Origin of the sequence: Bifidobacterium breve DSM 20213 = JCM 1192, from assembly GCF_001025175.1 — a bacterium.
In the GTDB taxonomy this organism is placed as follows: domain Bacteria; phylum Actinomycetota; class Actinomycetes; order Actinomycetales; family Bifidobacteriaceae; genus Bifidobacterium; species Bifidobacterium breve.
Genome location: NZ_AP012324.1, coordinates 530,644 through 549,964, shown reverse-complemented (window position 1 = coordinate 549,964; position 19,321 = coordinate 530,644). Strand labels below are relative to the sequence as shown.

The 19,321-nt window shown below is 58.8% G+C and carries 6 protein-coding genes; 4 read left to right on the top strand and 2 right to left on the bottom strand.

The genetic code is table 11. The annotated features are described in order from the left end of the window. Window positions 1-8: 8 nt before the first annotated feature. The 4 genes from BBBR_RS02190 to BBBR_RS02175 are packed head-to-tail and all read left to right on the top strand — an operon-like array spanning window position 9 to window position 11,382. Window positions 9-1,157 (top strand): serine/threonine-protein kinase, encoded by a 1,149-nt coding sequence (locus BBBR_RS02190; protein ID WP_003828453.1) that lies wholly within the window; start codon window positions 9-11, stop codon window positions 1,155-1,157. Beyond that, window positions 1,129-7,653: an AAA family ATPase gene (locus tag BBBR_RS02185; RefSeq protein ID WP_003828451.1), complete on the top strand. Its 6,525-nt coding sequence runs from the start codon at window positions 1,129-1,131 to the stop codon at window positions 7,651-7,653. Before BBBR_RS02190 ends, BBBR_RS02185 begins: the two co-directional genes overlap by 29 nt. A 13-nt stretch (window positions 7,654-7,666) precedes the next feature. Then, complete coding sequence (locus BBBR_RS02180) at window positions 7,667-8,956, top strand: DUF58 domain-containing protein (RefSeq protein WP_003832681.1); 1,290 nt, start codon at window positions 7,667-7,669, stop codon at window positions 8,954-8,956. Further along, window positions 8,953-11,382, top strand: coding sequence for a transglutaminase-like domain-containing protein (locus BBBR_RS02175; RefSeq protein ID WP_003828440.1), 2,430 nt, complete (start codon window positions 8,953-8,955; stop codon window positions 11,380-11,382). Before BBBR_RS02180 ends, BBBR_RS02175 begins: the two co-directional genes overlap by 4 nt. A 99-nt stretch (window positions 11,383-11,481) precedes the next feature. Here BBBR_RS02175 and BBBR_RS02170 read toward each other — a convergent pair whose 3' ends face one another. Both BBBR_RS02170 and rpoB read right to left on the bottom strand, forming a co-directional pair. Then, complete coding sequence (locus tag BBBR_RS02170; RefSeq protein ID WP_003828438.1) at window positions 11,482-15,519, bottom strand: DNA-directed RNA polymerase subunit beta'; 4,038 nt, start codon at window positions 15,517-15,519, stop codon at window positions 11,482-11,484. Between the two features lie 90 nt (window positions 15,520-15,609). Further along, complete coding sequence (gene rpoB / locus BBBR_RS02165) at window positions 15,610-19,173, bottom strand: DNA-directed RNA polymerase subunit beta (protein ID WP_003828436.1); 3,564 nt, start codon at window positions 19,171-19,173, stop codon at window positions 15,610-15,612. Window positions 19,174-19,321: the final 148 nt, after the last annotated feature.

Sequence of the window (19,321 nt, the reverse complement as noted above, 5' to 3'; positions counted from 1 at the left end):
GGGCTCTCATGGCTATCATTTCGCATGCACCGCCGCGCCTGTCGGGATACGATTTCGTGCGGACACTTGGCACAGGCACCACAGCAACGGTGTACCTATACCGCCTACATACGTCCGCTCATCCAGTGGCGGTAAAGGTCAGCAATCAGACATTGGACTGTGGCATTGCCGCCCAGTTCCATCGGGAAAACGCCGCCATGGTCCGGCTCTCTGAGCATCCCTACATTCTGACGTTGTATCACGCCGACGTCACCGCCGACGGTCACGGCTATATGATTCTCGAATATGCGCCAGGCGGTACTTACGAACCTTTGATGAAATCCCGTTCCTTGACATGTGCTCAGGTATTGGACTTAGGAATCAAATTGGCTGGAGCGCTCGGTACCGCCCACCGCAGCAACATCATTCACCACGATATCAAGCCCAGCAATATTCTCATCACCGGGCAAGGCCTGCCGGCACTGAGTGATTTCGGCATATCCACTGACGCGTATGACCACACCGAAACCGGATGTTCCCCTCCTTGGGCACCTCCCGAAGTGCTGCTGCATATGGGCAATGGAGCCGAACGAGCGGATATCTATTCATTGGGAGCCACACTATACGCGCTACTCGTCGGCTGCTCACCCTATCAACATGAATATCATCCACACACGCAATCAGAGTTGATTCGTCTGATTCTCAACCAACCGCTGCCCCGCATCAACCGTGCCGACGTGCCGACAAACATCGAACAGATACTGCGCAAGTCCCTCGCCAAGGATCCTGATCTGCGGTATTATTCCGCGCTCGAATTCGCGCGAGCCATGCAGCACGCCCAGCATGCGTTCTTCGGCCGGATCACACCTCTTACGGTTGATGGCGTACCGCCATATCCCAAGGAGGTTGCTCATCTACGCCGCCCTCGAGAACCCGACCTTCATAACGAGCGGACCCAGCGCCGGTGGGTCAAACCAACCATTATCGCGGCCGGGGTTGCGACCACAGCGGTCACCGTGTGTCTGGTGTTTGTCTGTGCCGTGCTGCCACGCATGGATAGCATCACCGGATCCACCACCATTCAGGTGAGTCTCGCATATAGCAGCTGCAATGGGGCAGCACACAATGGCAAGGATTCAAGGGAGAATCATGGGCACGTCATCACAATCGCATACTGACCTTCATCGCATCAGGAATGACAGGCACGGCCATCCGCCCTCCGACAACTACACGTGGGCGGTTCCTGCATTCACGCTGCTCATACTCACCGTGCTGATTGCCGGGGCGGTCATGATCAGCATCGTCACACGTCATCATGTGCAACTGGATGACGGCACCGTATGGGTCACGTCGCTCGCCAATCAGAAAGCCGCCCGTTTCAACGTCAAGAACCGTGAGGCTGATGCAAGTGTCGTCTCGCCTTCACCCCGATTCGACATCGCACAGCATAACGGCACCACCATTTTGGCCGAGCCCACCAAGGCTTCAGCCATTGCATCTTCCACGCTCAGTACCAGTATGCAGACCAGCCTCAAGGCACATACCACTGCCTCAGTAGGCGGAAGCACCGTTGCCTTTATCAACGAGAACACCGGCAACGTATGGGTCGGATCGTCCGACGAACTCGATGCGGTGTCGCCTTCCGTCGATAGCCCGCGCATGAGACTCGGCACAGGAGGCCGCATCGTAGTCACCCACGATGGAGCGGTCTATGGATACCGTCCCCGTGACGGCGTGGTATTTCGGTTGGACAGTCCAAATAGTTCCCAGATCAAGCAGCTTGAATCCTTGACGGATGGGCAGCCGCGAGCAGCCGATAGCTTCACCGTCATCGGCGGCGTTCCAGTAATCTCATCGGGCAATACCATCATTCACGCCTCCGGGCAGACCACCATCGAAGCCTCAGATACACTCACGCTCCAGAGTCCGCCCGTTGACGGCAATCAGAACGATTGGGTGGCAGCCTCATCTCCACGCGGGCTCGCAATAGTACGACTTTCTTCCACCGCCAAACCGATATTCCACTTGACTGGCGGCACGAGCCAGGCGGCTCGTCCAGTTTCCGTGAATGGGTGCATATACGCGGCATGGAGCCAACAGGCTCGCAATTACATCAGAACCTGTACTCCCGATAGTGCACATATCGCATTCCAAACGCTTGAATCGATACACGCCACCTCTGAACTGGTGTTCCGCACCAATCATCGGGTTGCGGTGCTTAACGATGTGATCGAGGGCAATGTCTGGAATCCAGATGACAGCACTGCGGTCATCGCCATGCAATGGAACCAGATTCAGACGCAGCACCATGACAGTACCCAGCGAAACGAGGATTCCGCCACCAACCATCAGGATTTCTCGGAAACCTGCTCCGAGCAATCCGGTGACATCAAAGCCGAGGATGATGCATTCGGAGCTCGCGCTGGATCCGAGCAGATTCTTGATGTATTGCGCAATGACGAACAGACCGACTGCTCGGTATTGAACATCATCAGAGTAGGCGCGCCCCAAGGAGGCGACGTCACCGTCTCGCCAATCTATGCCGGGCGGTATCTGCAGCTTGATGCTTCCGCAGCATCGGCCGGAACCGTAACGTTCGCCTACGATATCTCCGACGGTCGAGGTCAGACCTCGACCGCCAACGTCACGGTAACGCTGCACGATGGAGACAACCATACACCGTTGCAATCCGACACCCCATCTGAAATCAATGTGGAGCAGGGAGCCAGTTACGTCGCCAATGCGCTTGGCAGCTTCGTTGATCCCGATGGGGATCCTCTTACCTTGGTTTCCGCAGTCGTGCAATACACCGATAAGGCGCAGGTTTTCACCCGGCCTGATGGCAAAATCACCTTCAATGCCGGCGATATGACCTCCGGCCGCGTGGGAGTGGAGATCACCGTCTCAGACGGCATGGCCACCGGCACCGGGTTCATGTATTTCTCCGTCAAACCGGCGAACACCTTGCCCGCGGTCATCGATCCAATAGCCGTGGCCACCACCCCGGATACGGATACCGTCATCGAGCTCAAGCCCTATGTGCATGGCACCTCCACGCAGCCAATGCAGCTGAGCCATGTGAATACGCTGTCCGGCGCTTCCACAATCGCTCACCCGTCCGATTTGTCCATTGCATTCACGGCATCCAAACCCGGCACCTACTATGTGCCGTACACCATACTCCAAGGCTCGATACCGGCCACCGGTTTGGCTCGCGTGGATGTGCACCCCGTAACCAAAGCAACAGCCAAACCGGTGGCGGCCAACGATGTGGCGCTGCTGGGCACTGACAATACGGCGATTGTGGAGCCTCTGTCAAATGACATCGACCCTATGGGTGGCGTGCTATCCGTAACCTCGGTGGACGTTCCTTCCGACTCCGGCATCAAAGCCGGATTGGTGGACCATAAACGCGTGTATGTCACAGCACACCAAGTGCCGTCCAAACCCATTCCCATTCGTTACAACGTGGCCAATGCGGCTGGCACCGCCACAGGCACCATTGTGTTGCATCCACCGGCGTTGGCGGCGGAAAGCTCCACGCCCACAGCAGGTGACATCAACATCCAGGTACGTACTGGCGGCATCGTATCAGTAGACGTACTTAACCATGTGACATACTCCGACAGCACTACGATCACGCTCAAAGACAATCTGCAATACGACGAAAGCACCTTCGCGGGTCTGGTGTTCACGTCTGGCAGCATCGTGCGATATCAGGCATCCAGCCAAGCGGGGGTCTTCCCCGTCACCTACACCGTTGAAGACCATACAGGCAATGCGGCATCCGGCATCGTCATCATCACCGTGCATGAAAGCCAAGCCGGAAACAAGGCCGCACCCACACCGCACAACACTGAAGCACAAGTAGCCGCAGGCCAAACCGTACGCATTCCCATCACGCTGACCGGCATCGACGTGGATGGCGACGATGACCAGCTGCTGGGATTGGGCAACACAGCGCCGGAACTAGGGCGCATTGCCGAAGTCGGCTCCGACTATCTGGTTTACGAGGCATATCCGGACTCTTGCGGAACCGACATATTCTCCTATGCCGTGGAGGATTGGACCGGGCAGCGAGCGCAGGCACAGATTCGGGTGGGCGTGTTCCAGGGCGCATCGGAATCCAGCGTCCATGCGCGCGATGACGACATCACACTACGGCCCAATACATCAGCCAGCGTGCCGGTAACGCTCAACGACATCTCCGCGGACAACACCGATTTGACCATCGGCACGACGGTTGAAGCGCAGGGAATCGACGATGTGATGGTGGAAAACAATATGCTGCTATTCACCACACCCGAGCATGCCACCACCGCACATATCGCGTATACCGCGTACAACACGGCCGGACTGGCAGATACCGCCACGCTCACCGTCAACGTAGATCCAAGCGCTCCCATCGAGCCACCTGCCGCCTATGACTGCCGCGTGCCGGCCTCCGACACCATCGACAAGCAATCCGTGGACGTGGACGTCTCGCCATGGATCGCCAATCCTTCAGGCACGGCCAGCGAACTGGAAGTGGCCATACATTCCTCAGCCACCGACCATGCGAGAGTCGGAGAAGGCAGCGCATCCACCATCGTCACCGTTGATTTGACCTCGCAGGCGAGAGCCGTGCCGTATACGGTGACCAACACCACGCACCATGTCACGTCCACTGCTTTTATTCATGTGCCGGCATATGGCGTGTTTCCACCCATACTGCGCCCCAAGGCACCGGAAATCATAGTCAACGCGCGCCAGACCGTTCACATCAATATCAACGACTATGTGCGTGTAGGCGCCGGAAAAGAACCGTACCTCGAAAGCGCCGATTCCATCACCGCCACCAAAGCGTCCAACACCGATTTCCGCGTCGATGGCAAAACTCTGAAATTCACCGCCATCAAAGACTATGCCGGCCCAGCTTCAATCACCTTCACCGTGACGGATGGAAACCGGCCCGACGCCTCCGCAATCATCAATACAGCCGTGGTCACTCTGCCGATCACGGTACTTGGCAGAACAACACCACCGCCCACCTTTTCTTCACCCACCATTGACATCGAGGCCGGCGCTGAACCGAAAACCATTGATCTGACCGCACTGACCCACATGCCTCCAGGGCTCCATGACGACGAGAAACGATGCGTCTATTCCTCAGGCGGAACCTCTTCGGAGCATATCTTGTCCTCGTTGTCCAGCTCAGGCAAGCTGCATATCTCGGCATCCAAAAATGCGCCCGCCGGAGTCACCGCCTCTATTCCCGTGCACATCACATACGGCAAGGGCACGGTGCATGCCGGCGTGATGGTTCGCGTGGTGGAATCCACTCGTCCACTGGCACGACTTGCAGCCGCAACATTGCAGCTCAAAGCCGGCTCCTCCGGCTCAGTGAATCCGTTGGAGAACGCTTACAATCCGTTCCCTGATTCCCCACTGACCGTTACCGCATGTCAAGCCGATGACACAGCGAAAATCACGATAACCAGCTGCTCTTCAACAGCCATCACCATCAGCGCCTCGCCCAACATCGGAGCTTCTTCAAACATGGTGCTCGTCACCGTGCGGGACGGCACTACGGCCACAGCACGCGAAGTCACCGGCACCATCACCCTTTCCATAGTCGACAAGCCTGATGCTCCGCTGCTCTTTCCCATAGCCGGCGACCCGCAGGATGGTGTGGTGACACTTAATTGGTCAGCAGGTGCGGCCAACGGCAGCCCCATTACCGACTACCGGGTGAGATGGAGCGGAGCCAGCAACGGAGAGCAATCCTGTGGCACGTCCACCAGATGCCGAATCACTGGTTTGAAGAACGGCAGGATATATTCTTTCACTCTCTCCGCCCGCAACGATGTCGGCTGGTCGGCGGCCTCCGCAGCCGTCACCGCCATTCCAGACAAGACTCCCACAGCTCCCGTGAATGTCACTGTGGAAGGAGGCAATGCCAGAGCTGCCATCACCTGGAGCCCGATAGATGGCGATTTCAGTGAGGTTGACAATTACATGGTGACGGTCAGCGGCGTGGGCGTATTGCAGACCAAAGAGACCGGAAATACAACGACCAAACTATCCTTCATCTTCAACAACGACAGCATCTCCGACGGGACCCTGGTAACGGCTACGGTCAAAGCACATAACAGAGCTGGCTGGAGCCCGGAATCCGGGACTTCAGAACCAAAGGCCATCTGGGGCGACCCCGATGCTCCATCCATTGAGCTTGCCGATGACGACATACCAGCAGTAACAATCACGCCGGGTAATAATCGCAACGCCGGGTGCGAGCGCATCGAGTTGAGCGGGGCCGCAGCAGACACCATCGGATGTTCCGGCGGCACTGTTGGCTTCGATATATCCAATCAGAAAGACAGTGCTGACGAGATCACCGTCACAGCCACTCTTATTCCCTCACGCGATGCCAAACCCGCCACAGCTACGGCCACATTCACGTCCACTGACTTCACTCAATCCACTACCCCGCAGGAGAACACCATGAACCCCACCATCGATGACGCCACATATCTTTCAGACGCCACTCGGATATCGCATGCCGTATATCTGCCGGACGACACCCGATTGGCACAAACTCTCTATCCACCCGAGTTAGAGCACCAAGCCCCTTGTGACGACACGAATATCAGTCTTCAACAGTTCAAGCCAATATCGCATGCAACCCAGCGTCCGAAAACCTCTCATGCTGGAACATTCGCTCAGACTGCCGCCCAAGCAACACCCGACATACATTATTTTCAGCAGTCATTCAATGCGCTGGTCGAGAACATCGCCATTGCAGTGGCTGGTAAGACCACACCGATCAAACAATGCGTCACCGCATTACTGGCCGGTGGACATGTGCTGCTTGAAGACAATCCCGGCACCGGTAAAACCCAGCTGGCACGGGCTTTGGCCAATTCCATCGACGCCAGCTTCAAGCGCATCCAATTCACACCAGATATGCTGCCTTCGGACGTAGTGGGTGTGACTTTCTACGATCAGGAGCACCACGAGTTCGAGTTCCGCAAAGGGCCGATCTTTGCATCTCTCGTATTGGCTGACGAAATCAACCGCGCTTCGCCGAAAACCCAATCCGCCCTGTTGGAGGTTATGGAAGAGCAGCAAGTCACCGTGGACGGCACCACCTATAACGTGCCTCAACCGTTCATCGTCATCGCCACGCAGAATCCGGTCGATCAGCTCGGCACTTACAAGCTGCCCGAAGCCCAGATGGATCGCTTTCTTATCAGAACCTCGATCGGATACCCGAGCCAACAGGTGTCTATCGACATACTCAAACAAATCGACATCCCCGACCGCGCACAAACCGTCTCCCCGGTGCTCACCAGCCATGACGTGCTGCAATTGCGCCTCATGACTGCTGGCATTTACATCGACGACGCCATCCACGAATACATTGTGCGTCTGGTCGAAGCGACCCGCCATCACGAAAGTATCTCCATAGGCTCCTCAATGCGAGGTGCTCTTGCGTTGGCACGCTGCGCCCGTATCTGGGCCGCCGCTGACGGCCGCGACTATGTAGTGCCAGACGACGTCAACGATCTTGCGACGCCCATACTTGCCCACCGCATCATGCTGGTCCCCGAAGCCATTTTCGACGGCATCACCCAAGAAAGCCTCATTGAGGAGATTCTTGAAGAGGTGCCGGCTCCCACCGTCAGCACGTGAAAGGACCATGCCCATGACCGGCCCATCCGTCACCATTGCGCATCACACACGGCAGTACGGCCACGACAACAAAACCGAGGCGAAGCACAGCGGGGGAATTGCGCATCACACACGGCAGCTCGGCCAAGCATGCAGACAAGCCACTGCACGAATCCGGCATTGCCTCACTTCCTCTGTTTCCCCGCTGGGTTGGGCAGCAACGGGCTGCGGCACAGCATGCTTGTGCGCATTCCCGTTACTGGGTTGGATCGAACTGCTCACATTCGGCATAGCATCCACGACGATGATGCTCTGCGCAATCCTGCTTGCTCTAGGTAACACCAAATTCGATGCCAGCATTCATGTTTCCCGGCACCGTATCACCGTGGACGGCACAATATCCATCACCGTAAACATCAGCAACTCCGGCACGGCACCCACCACCAACACCCAAGGCGGTCTTCCCATCGGCAATGACCGCCATCGATTCAGCATCCCCCGGCTCCTGCCCAAACAGACCAAGCACATCAGCATGGAGTTTCATGCCCCAGCCCGGACGGTATTGCCTATTGGACCATTGCATATTCGCAAAGGCGATCCATTCGGTCTTACCCGCCATGAAAACGATCTGGCAGAACGTATCAACGTGTATATCCATCCGAAAATCGTGCGGCTGCCCCTACTGCACGCCGGTATTCCTCGCGATCTCGAAGGTCAATCTTCCAGACGAATCGCAGACGATGATATTGATTTCCATGGCCTGCGCAAATACCAGCCCGGCGACGATATACGCAACGTCCATTGGCCAAGCTCCGCCAAAGCAGATTCCTTGATGATTCGCCAATATGAAGCCACATGTCGCACTGATACCTCATTAACGCTCAGCGTGGATGAAAGCGACTACGCTTCGAGGGAAGAATTCGAAATGGCGGTTTCTATTCACGCTTCGATTGGTGTGCAATGCCTGCTGCAATATCGCCCGTTATATGTGCATGTCGGGAAAGCACACACGCAGCCGCATGACGCCATGTCGTTTCTTGACGCCACAAGTGCCATAGCCTTCCAGCAAGACTTCACCGCGAGCCTTGTCGATGGCACATTGCAGCACAGCGCCAACGCTTCCCTGTATGTCGTCACCGTTGGATCGAAGAAAACCCTCAGCCGCATAACACGCATGGCCAGGGCACTCCCCCAATCTGCACGTTGCATAGTGCTGCAGGCAGATATCGGCATGACCTGCAGCATAAGGCGATGCGCCAATTGCACTGTAATCACCATCGGCAAGCTCAACGATCTGCCACTCATGTTGGGAGTTGTGCCATGATTGCCAGACAATCCAAGAAACAACAGGGCATCAGCCTTGCCGCTATTGCGCTGATGATGGTTCTGGCTCAATCGAACCTCATTGACGTGTACGCGGACCATATGATGTGGATTGCGGCAGCCATTCCTTCGACTGCACTAGGGACGGCGATCGCATTCGCCGGAACCAGATACTCACTCACAATATGGTGGCAGCTGACCTTTCTGACGTTGACCCAATTCATCATCGGCCCAGTCATAGCACTGCCTTCCACCACCATCGCTCACGTGATACCCAGCCTGGATACCTTGAGCCAGGGATGGGAGATGACGTTCGGAGCATTCAAATATCTCATCTCGGTGGCACCGCCAGTCGGCACCGCATATGGCAGTCTGATGGCCGTATGGACTATCGGATTATGGCTGGCGTTCCTGGCAGGCACGTTCACCATCAGTGACCATGCGTGGACGTCCGCAATCGCAGCCATTCCACTGGCCACAGCCATGACCGTATGCGCACTTCTTGGCACCAGCCACGGCTGGCATCGAACCCTATGCGGCATCACCTTCGCTGTGCTGCTCATCATCTGGATGGCATGGCGATTGGAATTTATGGAATGGGAACGATGGTTCTGCGCACTGGTCGTGGTGACTCTTGCAGCCGGGCTGGCCGTCGGCGGTTCCGCACTGGCATCCCCGCACCGCCTCATACTGCGAGACACGTACAATCCACCGCTCAGCCCCTACGATTACACCAGCCCGTTGAGCAGCATGAGATCCTATATCAAGGATCATCGAGATGACACACTACTTACCATCACCAACCTGCCTGCCGGCACTCCCGTCAGACTGGCAGTGATGGACTGGTTCGACGGCTCAGTGTGGAATCTCTCCGACTCATCCAAAGCCTCCGATTGCGCGAACTACCAACGAGTAGGCACCACAATCAGCACTGATGAACGCGGCATGGCATTCACCGCCACCTTCACTGTGCACCGAGGACTCGCTGATGTCTGGCTTCCCCTAGCCGGCGCCGCCACCGGCGTGCAATTCCTCGGCAAAGATGAGAACAGCCCGTTCTATTACAACCGCGATACCAATTCAGCCATACTCCCCTCAGGAACCAGCGAAGGACTGACTTACATCGAATCCGGCATTATTGCCGACACCCCTACCAACCAACAAATCAGCACGGCCAAAGCCGCCAACATCAGCCAGCCGAAAGCTCTGGACGTGCCCAATGCAGTTAGCACACTGGCTTCGGCCGCTGCCGGCGGCCAATCCCGAGGAGGTGCCGCAGCCCAAGATTTGGCTGCAATGTTGCGGAGCTCCGGCTGGTTCTCCCACGGCTTGCAGAACGACTATCCTTCGGCTGCCGGTCATGGCAATTACCGTGTAAACGCACTGCTTACCGGAACCACCATGGTAGGAGACTCCGAACAATACGCCTCCGCCATGGCCCTGATGGCCCGTGAGTTGGGACTGTCTTCCCGCGTGGTATTGGGATTCCTGCCCAAAGATGAGGATGGAGACATCACCAACGCGCGTGGCAAGAAAACTTCTGGCAGTGGCACCGAGATCACTTTCACCGGCGACGACATAGCCGCATGGGTGGAAATCAAACTTCGCAATCTGGGATGGGTGGCGTTCTACCCTACTCCGAAGGAGAGCAAAATTCCGGATGATAGCCAGAGCTCGGCTCCACCTGACCCGAAGAATCTTGTGCGCCAACCGCCTGTTCCATTCATCGATCCGTTACGAGACCAGACTCAGGTCAGAGGGCAGAGTGCTTTATCCGGCACGGATGCCGAAGTCGCTTCATCTGATGAATCGTTCTGGTTACAGTTCCATCGAGCAGCGCGCACAGCAGCCATCTATAGCAGCCCGTTGTGGATTACATTGACGGTTTGCGTCCTGATTCTGGCGTTCAAAGCCCTTATGATTGCCCTCGCGCAACGGCGCGGCAGTCCTCGCACACGTATAGCCGCCGGATGGAACGCCCTGCGAACCTTGGCGGTACAAAGCGGCGGCATACCACTTTCCGGCACCAGGCGTAATCAAGCGCATGCCATCGCTCATCAGTTTGGTATCGCCAATCAGGCGTTGCAGCAACTTGGCAGGGAGGCCGACTATGCCACTTTTTCCGGGCGGAATATCACACCCGCACAGTCCACTCAATATTGGACCAGCGTGAAACGGCTGCGTACCGCCATGCTGCGATCCATGCCGCGTCTCAAGCGGTTTAGAACGCAACTGTCCTTGCGGGGAGTGACCGTTCGCATACCTCGTCAATCTCGTTCTCCGTCTCGCGCCGAAATACTTAAAACCGGGTCAGCAGGCCGCATACACCGCACAAGTTCCACATCTCGCCCAAGTCGGGCAAACCGCGACAACCGGCATCAGTACCAGCCCCAGAACACGAGGCCCGCAGATCCAAGCCGCAAATAGGCGATGGCCCGGAACCATACCAGTTCCGGGCCATCGCCTGTCAATCATGCGCATGAACTCATATTCATACGCGGCTGGATCACAGCCATCGGGAAGTGATTACTCCTCGATGTCGCCCTGACCACCCTGATCGGAATAGAAATCATCCGGGTTGAAGTCATCGCCGAGCTTCAGATCGCCGAACTCGAGGTTCGAGAAGTTCAGGTCAGACAGGTCGGCGTCAGAGAAGGTCGTGTCGCCAAGATCACCATCGCCACCCAGACCGAAGTTCGGGTAGATGGTGTCGCGGATGGCCTTGTCAGGCTCAACCACAGCGTTGCGGTAACGGGCAAGACCCGTACCGGCCGGGATGAGCTTACCAATGATGACGTTCTCCTTGAGGCCCTTGAGGTCATCGACCTTCTCGGAGAGCGCGGCTTCGGTGAGCACGCGGGTGGTCTCCTGGAAGGAGGCGGCGGACAGCCAGGAATCGGTGGCCAGAGACGCCTTGGTGATACCCATCAGCGCCGGACGGCCAACAGCCGGCTTGCCACCGTTCTTCACGGTATTGCGGTTGATCTCGCGGAAGCGGGCGTTGTCCACCAGCTCACCCGGCAGCAGATCGGTGTCGCCGGAGTCGATGATGGTCACGCGGCGGGTCATCTGGTGCACGATGACCTCGATGTGCTTGTCGTGGATATCCACACCCTGGGAGCGGTACACGGTGTGCACTTCCTCCACGATGTTCACCTGAGCAGCACGCTTGCCGAGAATGGTGAGGATCTTCTTCGGATCCACAGAACCCTCGACCAGCTGGGTGCCAACCTTGATGTGGTCGCCATCGGCAACCTTGAGCGGCACACGCTTGGAGACCTGGTAGGTAATCGGCTTGATGGCGCCGTCCTCGGTCGGAGCGCCGGAATCAGCATCCGGGCTCAGGATGATCTGGCGACCGCGATCGTTCTCCACAATCTTGATGGTGCCGGCGAACTCGGTAATCGGGGCCTCACCCTTCGGGGTACGGGCCTCGAAAAGCTCGGTAACACGGGGAAGACCCTGAGTGATATCGGAAGCCGCAGCCACACCACCGGAGTGGAAGGAACGCAGCGTCAGCTGGGTACCAGGCTCACCGATGGACTGGGCGGCGACGATACCAACGGTCTCGCCAACGTCGACCAGCTTGTTGGTGGCCAGCGACCAGCCATAGCACTTGGAGCACACACCGCGCTTGGACTCGCAGGTCAGCACGGAACGGCACTTGACTTCCTCTACGCCATGGGCCACGAGGTCGTTGAGCACGTCCATGGACAGGGCATCGTCACGCTTGTACAGCACGGTCTTGCCGTCAGCCGGGTCAATGACATCGGCAGCGAGCAGACGGGAGTACGGACCACCATCGGCGGCCTTAACGAGCACCAGGTTGCCATCGGCGTCACGGTCGGCCACGCGAATCGGCAGACCGGCCTTGGTGCCACAGTCCTCTTCGCGCACGATGACGTCCTGGGAGACGTCGACCAGACGACGGGTCAGATAACCAGACTCTGCGGTACGCAGTGCGGTATCAGCCAGACCCTTACGTGCACCGTGCTGGGAGATGAAGTACTCCAGCACGGACAGGCCGTCACGGTAGTTGGACTTCACAGGACGAGGAATAATCTCACCCTTCGGGTTAGCCACGAGGCCTCGCATACCAGCAATCTGGTTGATCTGCATCATGTTGCCTCGTGCACCAGACTGCACGATGATGGCCAGGTTGGAGGTCGGGTCGAACTTGTCCTCGACTTCCTTGGACACCTCGGAGGTGCACTCGGTCCACAGGTCAATGAGCTCCTGACGGCGGGCTTCCTCGGTCAACAGACCCATCTCGTAGTTGGCGTTGACCTTGTCGGCCTTGGCCTCGTACTCGGCGATCTTCTCGTCGCGCTCCGGCGGCTCGTTCACGTCGGAGAAGGCGAAGGACACACCGGACCAAGGGGCGCGGGTGAAGCCGAGATCCTTGAGGGCATCCAGCGTGGCGGCCACCTGCTGGGTGGAGTAACGCATGGCGATGTCATCGACGATCTTGGACAGGCGGCCCTTGGCCACCTGATCGTTAACGAACGGGTAGTCGGTCGGCAGGGTCTCGTTGAACAGGATACGGCCGTAAGAGGTGGCGAACAGCACGGTGCCGTCGTGGAAGCGCTCTTCCTTGGCGGTGTCGGTCTCGCCGTCGCGCGGGGCGAGCACCTTGACCTCGCCGGGCTCCCAGTTCTTCGGCAGCACGAAGGTCTCAGGCAGGCGGATGAGCACCTTGGCCTGCATGTCGATCTCGTGGCGGTCGAGGGCCATTTCGGCCTCTTCCAGCGAGGAGAACACGCGGCCCTGGCCCTTGGCGCCTTCCAGCACGGTGGACAGGTAGTACAGACCGAGGATCATGTCCTGAGAAGGCATGGTCACGGTGTGGCCATCGGCCGGCTTCAGGATGTTGTCGGAAGCCATCATCAGCGAGCGGGCCTCAGCCTGGGCTTCGGCGCTCAGCGGCAGGTGGACTGCCATCTGATCACCATCGAAGTCGGCGTTGAAGGCGGCGCAGGCCAGAGGCGGCAGGTGGATGGCCTTGCCCTCCACCAGAATCGGCTCGAAGGCCTGGATACCCAGACGGTGCAGCGTAGGTGCACGGTTGAGCAGCACCGGGTGCTCGGAGATGACCTCCTCGAGCACGCCCCACACCTCGGAGTCGCCACGGTCCACAAGACGCTTGGCGGACTTCATGTTCTGTGCGTAGTTGAGGTCAACCAGACGCTTGATCACAAACGGCTTGAACAGCTCGAGAGCCATCGGCTTCGGCAGACCGCACTGGTGCATGCGCAGGGACGGACCAACCACGATCACGGAACGACCGGAGTAGTCGACTCGCTTACCGAGCAGGTTCTGACGGAAGCGGCCCTGCTTGCCCTTGAGCATGTCGGACAGGGACTTGAGCGGACGGTTGGAGGCACCGGTGACCGGGCGACCACGACGGCCGTTGTCGAACAGGGAGTCGACGGCTTCCTGAAGCATGCGCTTCTCGTTGTTGAGCATGATCTCAGGAGCACCGAGCTCAATGAGGCGCTTCAGACGGTTGTTACGGTTGATCACACGACGGTAGAGGTCGTTGAGATCGGAGGTGGCGAAGCGGCCACCGTCGAGCTGCACCATCGGGCGCAGGTCCGGCGGGATGACCGGAATCACGTCGAGCACCATGGCTTCCGGCTTGTTGCCGGTGGTCAGGAAGGCGTTGACGACCTTGAGGCGCTTCAGCGCCTTGGTCTTGCGCTGCTCGGAAGCGTCCTTGATCTCTTCGCGCAGTTCCTTGGAAATGGCTTCGAGGTCGAGGGACTGCAGACGCTTCTTGATAGCTTCGGCGCCCATGCAGCCGTCGAAGTAATCGCCATAGCGGTCCTGCATCTCACGCCACAGATCCACATCGTCGACCATGTCGCCGGGCTTGAGCTTCTTGAACTTGTCGAAGACGGCGTCCACGCGGGCGATCTGATCGTTATAGCGGGTGCGGATGGCAGTCATCTCGCGCTCGGCACCATTGCGCAGCTTGGCACGAGCCGGGCCCTTGGCTTCGCCGGTCTCCTCGAGAGCGGCGAGGTCCTCCTCAACCTTCTTGGCTCGAGCCTCGATCTCGGTGTCACGACGCTGCTCAAGACGCTTGATCTCGGCATCGAACTCGTCCTGCAGACCGGGCAGATCGTTGTGGCGCTCGTCCTCGTTCACCTCGGTGACCATGTAGGAGGCGAAGTAGATGACGCGCTCCAGATCCTTCGGGGTGACGTTCAGCAGGTAGCCCAGGCGAGAGGGCACACCCTTGAAGAACCAAATGTGAGTCACCGGAGCGGCGAGCTCGATGTGGCCCATGCGCTCACGGCGCACGCGGCTACGGGTCACTTCAACGCCGCATCGCTCGCAGACGATGCCCTTGAAGCGCACGCGCTTGTACTTACCGCAGGCGCACTCCCAATCGCGGGTAGGACCGAAGATCTGCTCACCGAACAGACCATCCTTCTCCGGCTTCAGAGTACGGTAGTTGATGGTTTCAGGCTTCTTGACCTCGCCGTGGCTCCAGCCGCGGATATCGTCGGCGGTGGCCAGGCCGATACGAAGCTTGTCAAATGCGTTGACGTCCAGCACTTGTTAATCCGTTTCTGTTAAAAGTTTTCGTTCACGCTGTGTGGAGTTGTCGCCCGCCGCTCTAGGCGCGGCAGGCGACAACCCGTGGAATCACTGGTATTCGGGTTCTTCGGCCTTCTGGTCTTCCTTGGCGGCCGCGTCGGGGCGGGCACCAATGTTGAAGCCGAGATCGTCGGCGGAACTCACCGGATCGTCTTCCTCGTCCTTCATGTCGATGGCCACGCCTTCGGCGTTGAGCACCTCGACGTTCAGGGACAGGGACTGCATTTCCTTCAGGAGCACCTTGAACGACTCAGGGATGCCTGCCGGCGGCAGGTTATCGCCCTTGACGATGGCGCCGTAGACGCGCACGCGGCCGTCGACGTCATCGGATTTGGTGGTCATCATTTCGTGCAGCGTGTAGGCGGCACCGTAGGCCTCGAGGGCCCACACCTCCATCTCGCCGAAGCGCTGGCCACCGAACTGGGCCTTACCACCGAGCGGCTGCTGGGTGATCATGGAGTACGGGCCGGTGGAGCGGGCGTGAATCTTGTCGTCGACCAGGTGGTGCAGCTTCAGCATGTACATGTAGCCCACGGAAATCTGCTTGGTGTACGGCTCACCGGTGCGGCCGTCGAACAGAGTCGCCTTGCCGTCGGGGCCCACGAGACGGTCGCCGTCACGGTTCGGCAGCGTGGTGGACAGCAGACCCCTCAGGACTTCCGGCTTGACACCGTCGAACACCGGGGTGGCGACCGGGGTGTTCGGCTCGGCCTTCTCGGCACCGGACGGAATCAGCTTCTTCCACTCGGCTTCCAGATTCGGATCCAAAGAGATGTCCCAACCGGAGTGAGCAATCCAGCCGAGGTGCAGCTCAAGCACCTGACCGAGGTTCATTCGGGAAGGCACACCCAGCGGGTTCAACATGATGTCGACCGGAGTACCGTCGGCAAGGAACGGCATATCCTCTTCCGGCAGGATGCGGGAGATGCAGCCCTTGTTGCCATGGCGGCCGGAGAGCTTGTCGCCCACCGTGATCTTACGGTGCTGGGCGATGTAGACGCGGATCATCTGGTTGACGCCGTTGGGCAGCTCGTCGCCGTCCTCCTCGGCATCCTCGCGGGTAATCTCCTTGACGCCGATGACCGTACCGGTCTCGCCGTGGGGCACACGCAGGGAGGTGTCACGCACCTCGCGGGACTTCTCGCCGAAGATGGCACGCAGCAGGCGCTCCTCCGGGGTCAGCTCGGTCTCACCCTTCGGGGTGACCTTACCGACCAGAATGTCGCCGGCCTCGACCTCGGCGCCGATGCGGATGATGCCGCGCTCATCAAGGTTGGCCACAGCGTCCTCGCCGACGTTCGGCAGGTCGCGGGTAATCTCTTCGGCGCCCAGCTTGGTTTCGCGGGCGTCAATCTCGTACTCCTCGATGTGGATGGAGGAGAGGGTGTCGTCCTGCACGAGGCGCTGGGAGATGATCACAGCATCCTCGTAGTTGTAGCCGTTCCACGGCATGAAGGCGATGAGCAGGTTCTTGCCTAGGGCCAGGTCGCCCTTCTGGATGGCAGGACCATCGGCCAGCACCGAGCCGGCCTCCACACGCTCGCCATCGTGGATGATCGGGCGCTGATTGTAGCAGGTGGTCTGGTTGGAACGCTGGAACTTAGCCAGCTTGTAGGAGCTGGTGGTGCCGTCGTCGTTCATCACACGGATCAGGTCGGCGGACACGTAGGTGACCACACCGTCTTTGTCGGCCTTGATGACGTCGCCGGAATCGTTGGCGGCGCGCCATTCGGAACCGGTACCCACCAGCGGGCGCTCGGATTCGATCAGCGGCACGGCCTGACGCTGCATGTTGGTACCCATCAGTGCACGGTGGCCCTCATCATGCTCCAGGAACGGAATCAGGGAGGCACCGAGGGAGACCATCTGACGCGGGGAGACATCCATGTAATCCACGGAGCTCACCGGCACATCGACTGCCTCTTCCTCGCCGACTCGGGCAAGGGCGGACTTGGAGACGAAGTTGCCGTTCTCGTCAAGTTCCTGGTTGGCCTGGGCGATGACGTGGTCGAGATCACGGTCAGCGGTCATGTACTCGACCTCGTCGGTCACGTGGCCGTTGACGACCTTGCGGTACGGGGTCTCGATGAAGCCGAACGGGTTGACGCGGCCGAAGGTTGCCAGAGAACCAATCAGACCGATGTTCGGGCCTTCAGGAGACTCGATCGGGCACATACGGCCAAAGTGGGACGGGTGCACGTCGCGGACCTCCATGGAGGCGCGATCGCGGGACAGACCGCCGGGGCCCAAAGCGGAGAGACGACGCTTGTTCGTCACACCGGACAGCGGGTTGTTCTGGTCCATGAACTGGGAGAGCTGGGAGGTGCCGAAGAACTCCTTGATGGTGGCGTTCACCGGGCGGATGTTGATCAGGGACTGCGGGGTGATGGCCTCGGCGTCCTGAGTGGTCATACGCTCGCGTACCACGCGCTCCATACGGGACAGACCGGTACGCAGCTGGTTCTGGACCAGCTCACCGACCTGACGGATACGACGGTTGCCGAAGTGGTCGATATCGTCAACGTCCACGCGCAGGTCAACATCTTCGCCGTTGCGCTTGCCCGGGAAGGTCGCAGCACCATCGTGCAGGGCCACCAAGTACTTGATGGTGGCGATGATGTCCTCCTGGTGGAGGGAACGATCGTTGAAGTCGGCCTCAACGCCCAGCTTGCGGTTGATCTTGTAACGGCCGACGCGGGCCAGATCGTAACGCTTGGTGTTGAAGTAGAAGGAGTCCAACAGGTTCTTGCCGGCCTCGGGGGTCGGGGTGTCAGCCGGACGAATCTTGCGGTAGAGGTCAACAAGGGCCTCGTCCTGGGTCTCGAGGGTTTCCTTCTCGAGTGCATCGAGCACCAGCGGGTAGTCCTTGAAGGCCTTGGCGATCTCGGACTTGGTCATGCCGATGGCCATGAGGAACACGATGGCGGACTGCTTGCGCTTGCGGTCCACGCGCACCTGCGGCTGATCCTTCTTATCGACCTCGAACTCAAGCCATGCGCCGCGGGACGGGATAATCTTCGCGCCGAAGACTTCCTTGTCGGAAGTACGGTCCTGCTGACGATCGAAGTAGACGCCCGGGGAGCGCACGAGCTGGGAGACGATGACTCGCTCGGTGCCGCCGATGATAAAGGTGCCGTGCGGGGTCTGCAGCGGGAAGTCACCCATGAACACGGTCTGGGACTTGATCTCGCCGGTGTCGCCGTTCTCGAACTCGGCGTTCACGTACAGCGGTGCGGAGTAGGTGTAATCCTTCTCCTTGCATTCCTGCACGGTGTGACGCGGCTCTTCGAAGTACGGATCGGAGAAGGTCAGGCTCATGGTCTGAGCGAAGTTCTCGATCGGAGAGATCTCGTTGAAGACCTCATCGAGGCCGGAGGTGTGGGCCACGGTGTTAGTGCCGTTCTTTTCGTCCTCCTCGACGCGCGCCTTCCAGCGTTCGTTGCCGATCAGCCAATCGAAGCTGTCGGTCTGCACGCCCAGCAGGTAGGGCACATCGATGGGTTCCTTGATGGAACCGAAGTTCACGCGATCCGACGCCTTGTGCAGGTCAATATCATGCTGGTCGGCGCGTGCGATGATGGTGGTGGTGTTCGTCGTAGACTCAGTAGCCAATGGACGTTCCTTATCGCTCGCTTAGATTAATAATTCCCCTGGGAGCGCCGGCATGGCCACCATATGCCTATGCGGACGCTTCATTGTCGATGGCATGCCCGCAATATGACACACCTCATGCGAAGTCAAAAGAATAACGCTATAGCAG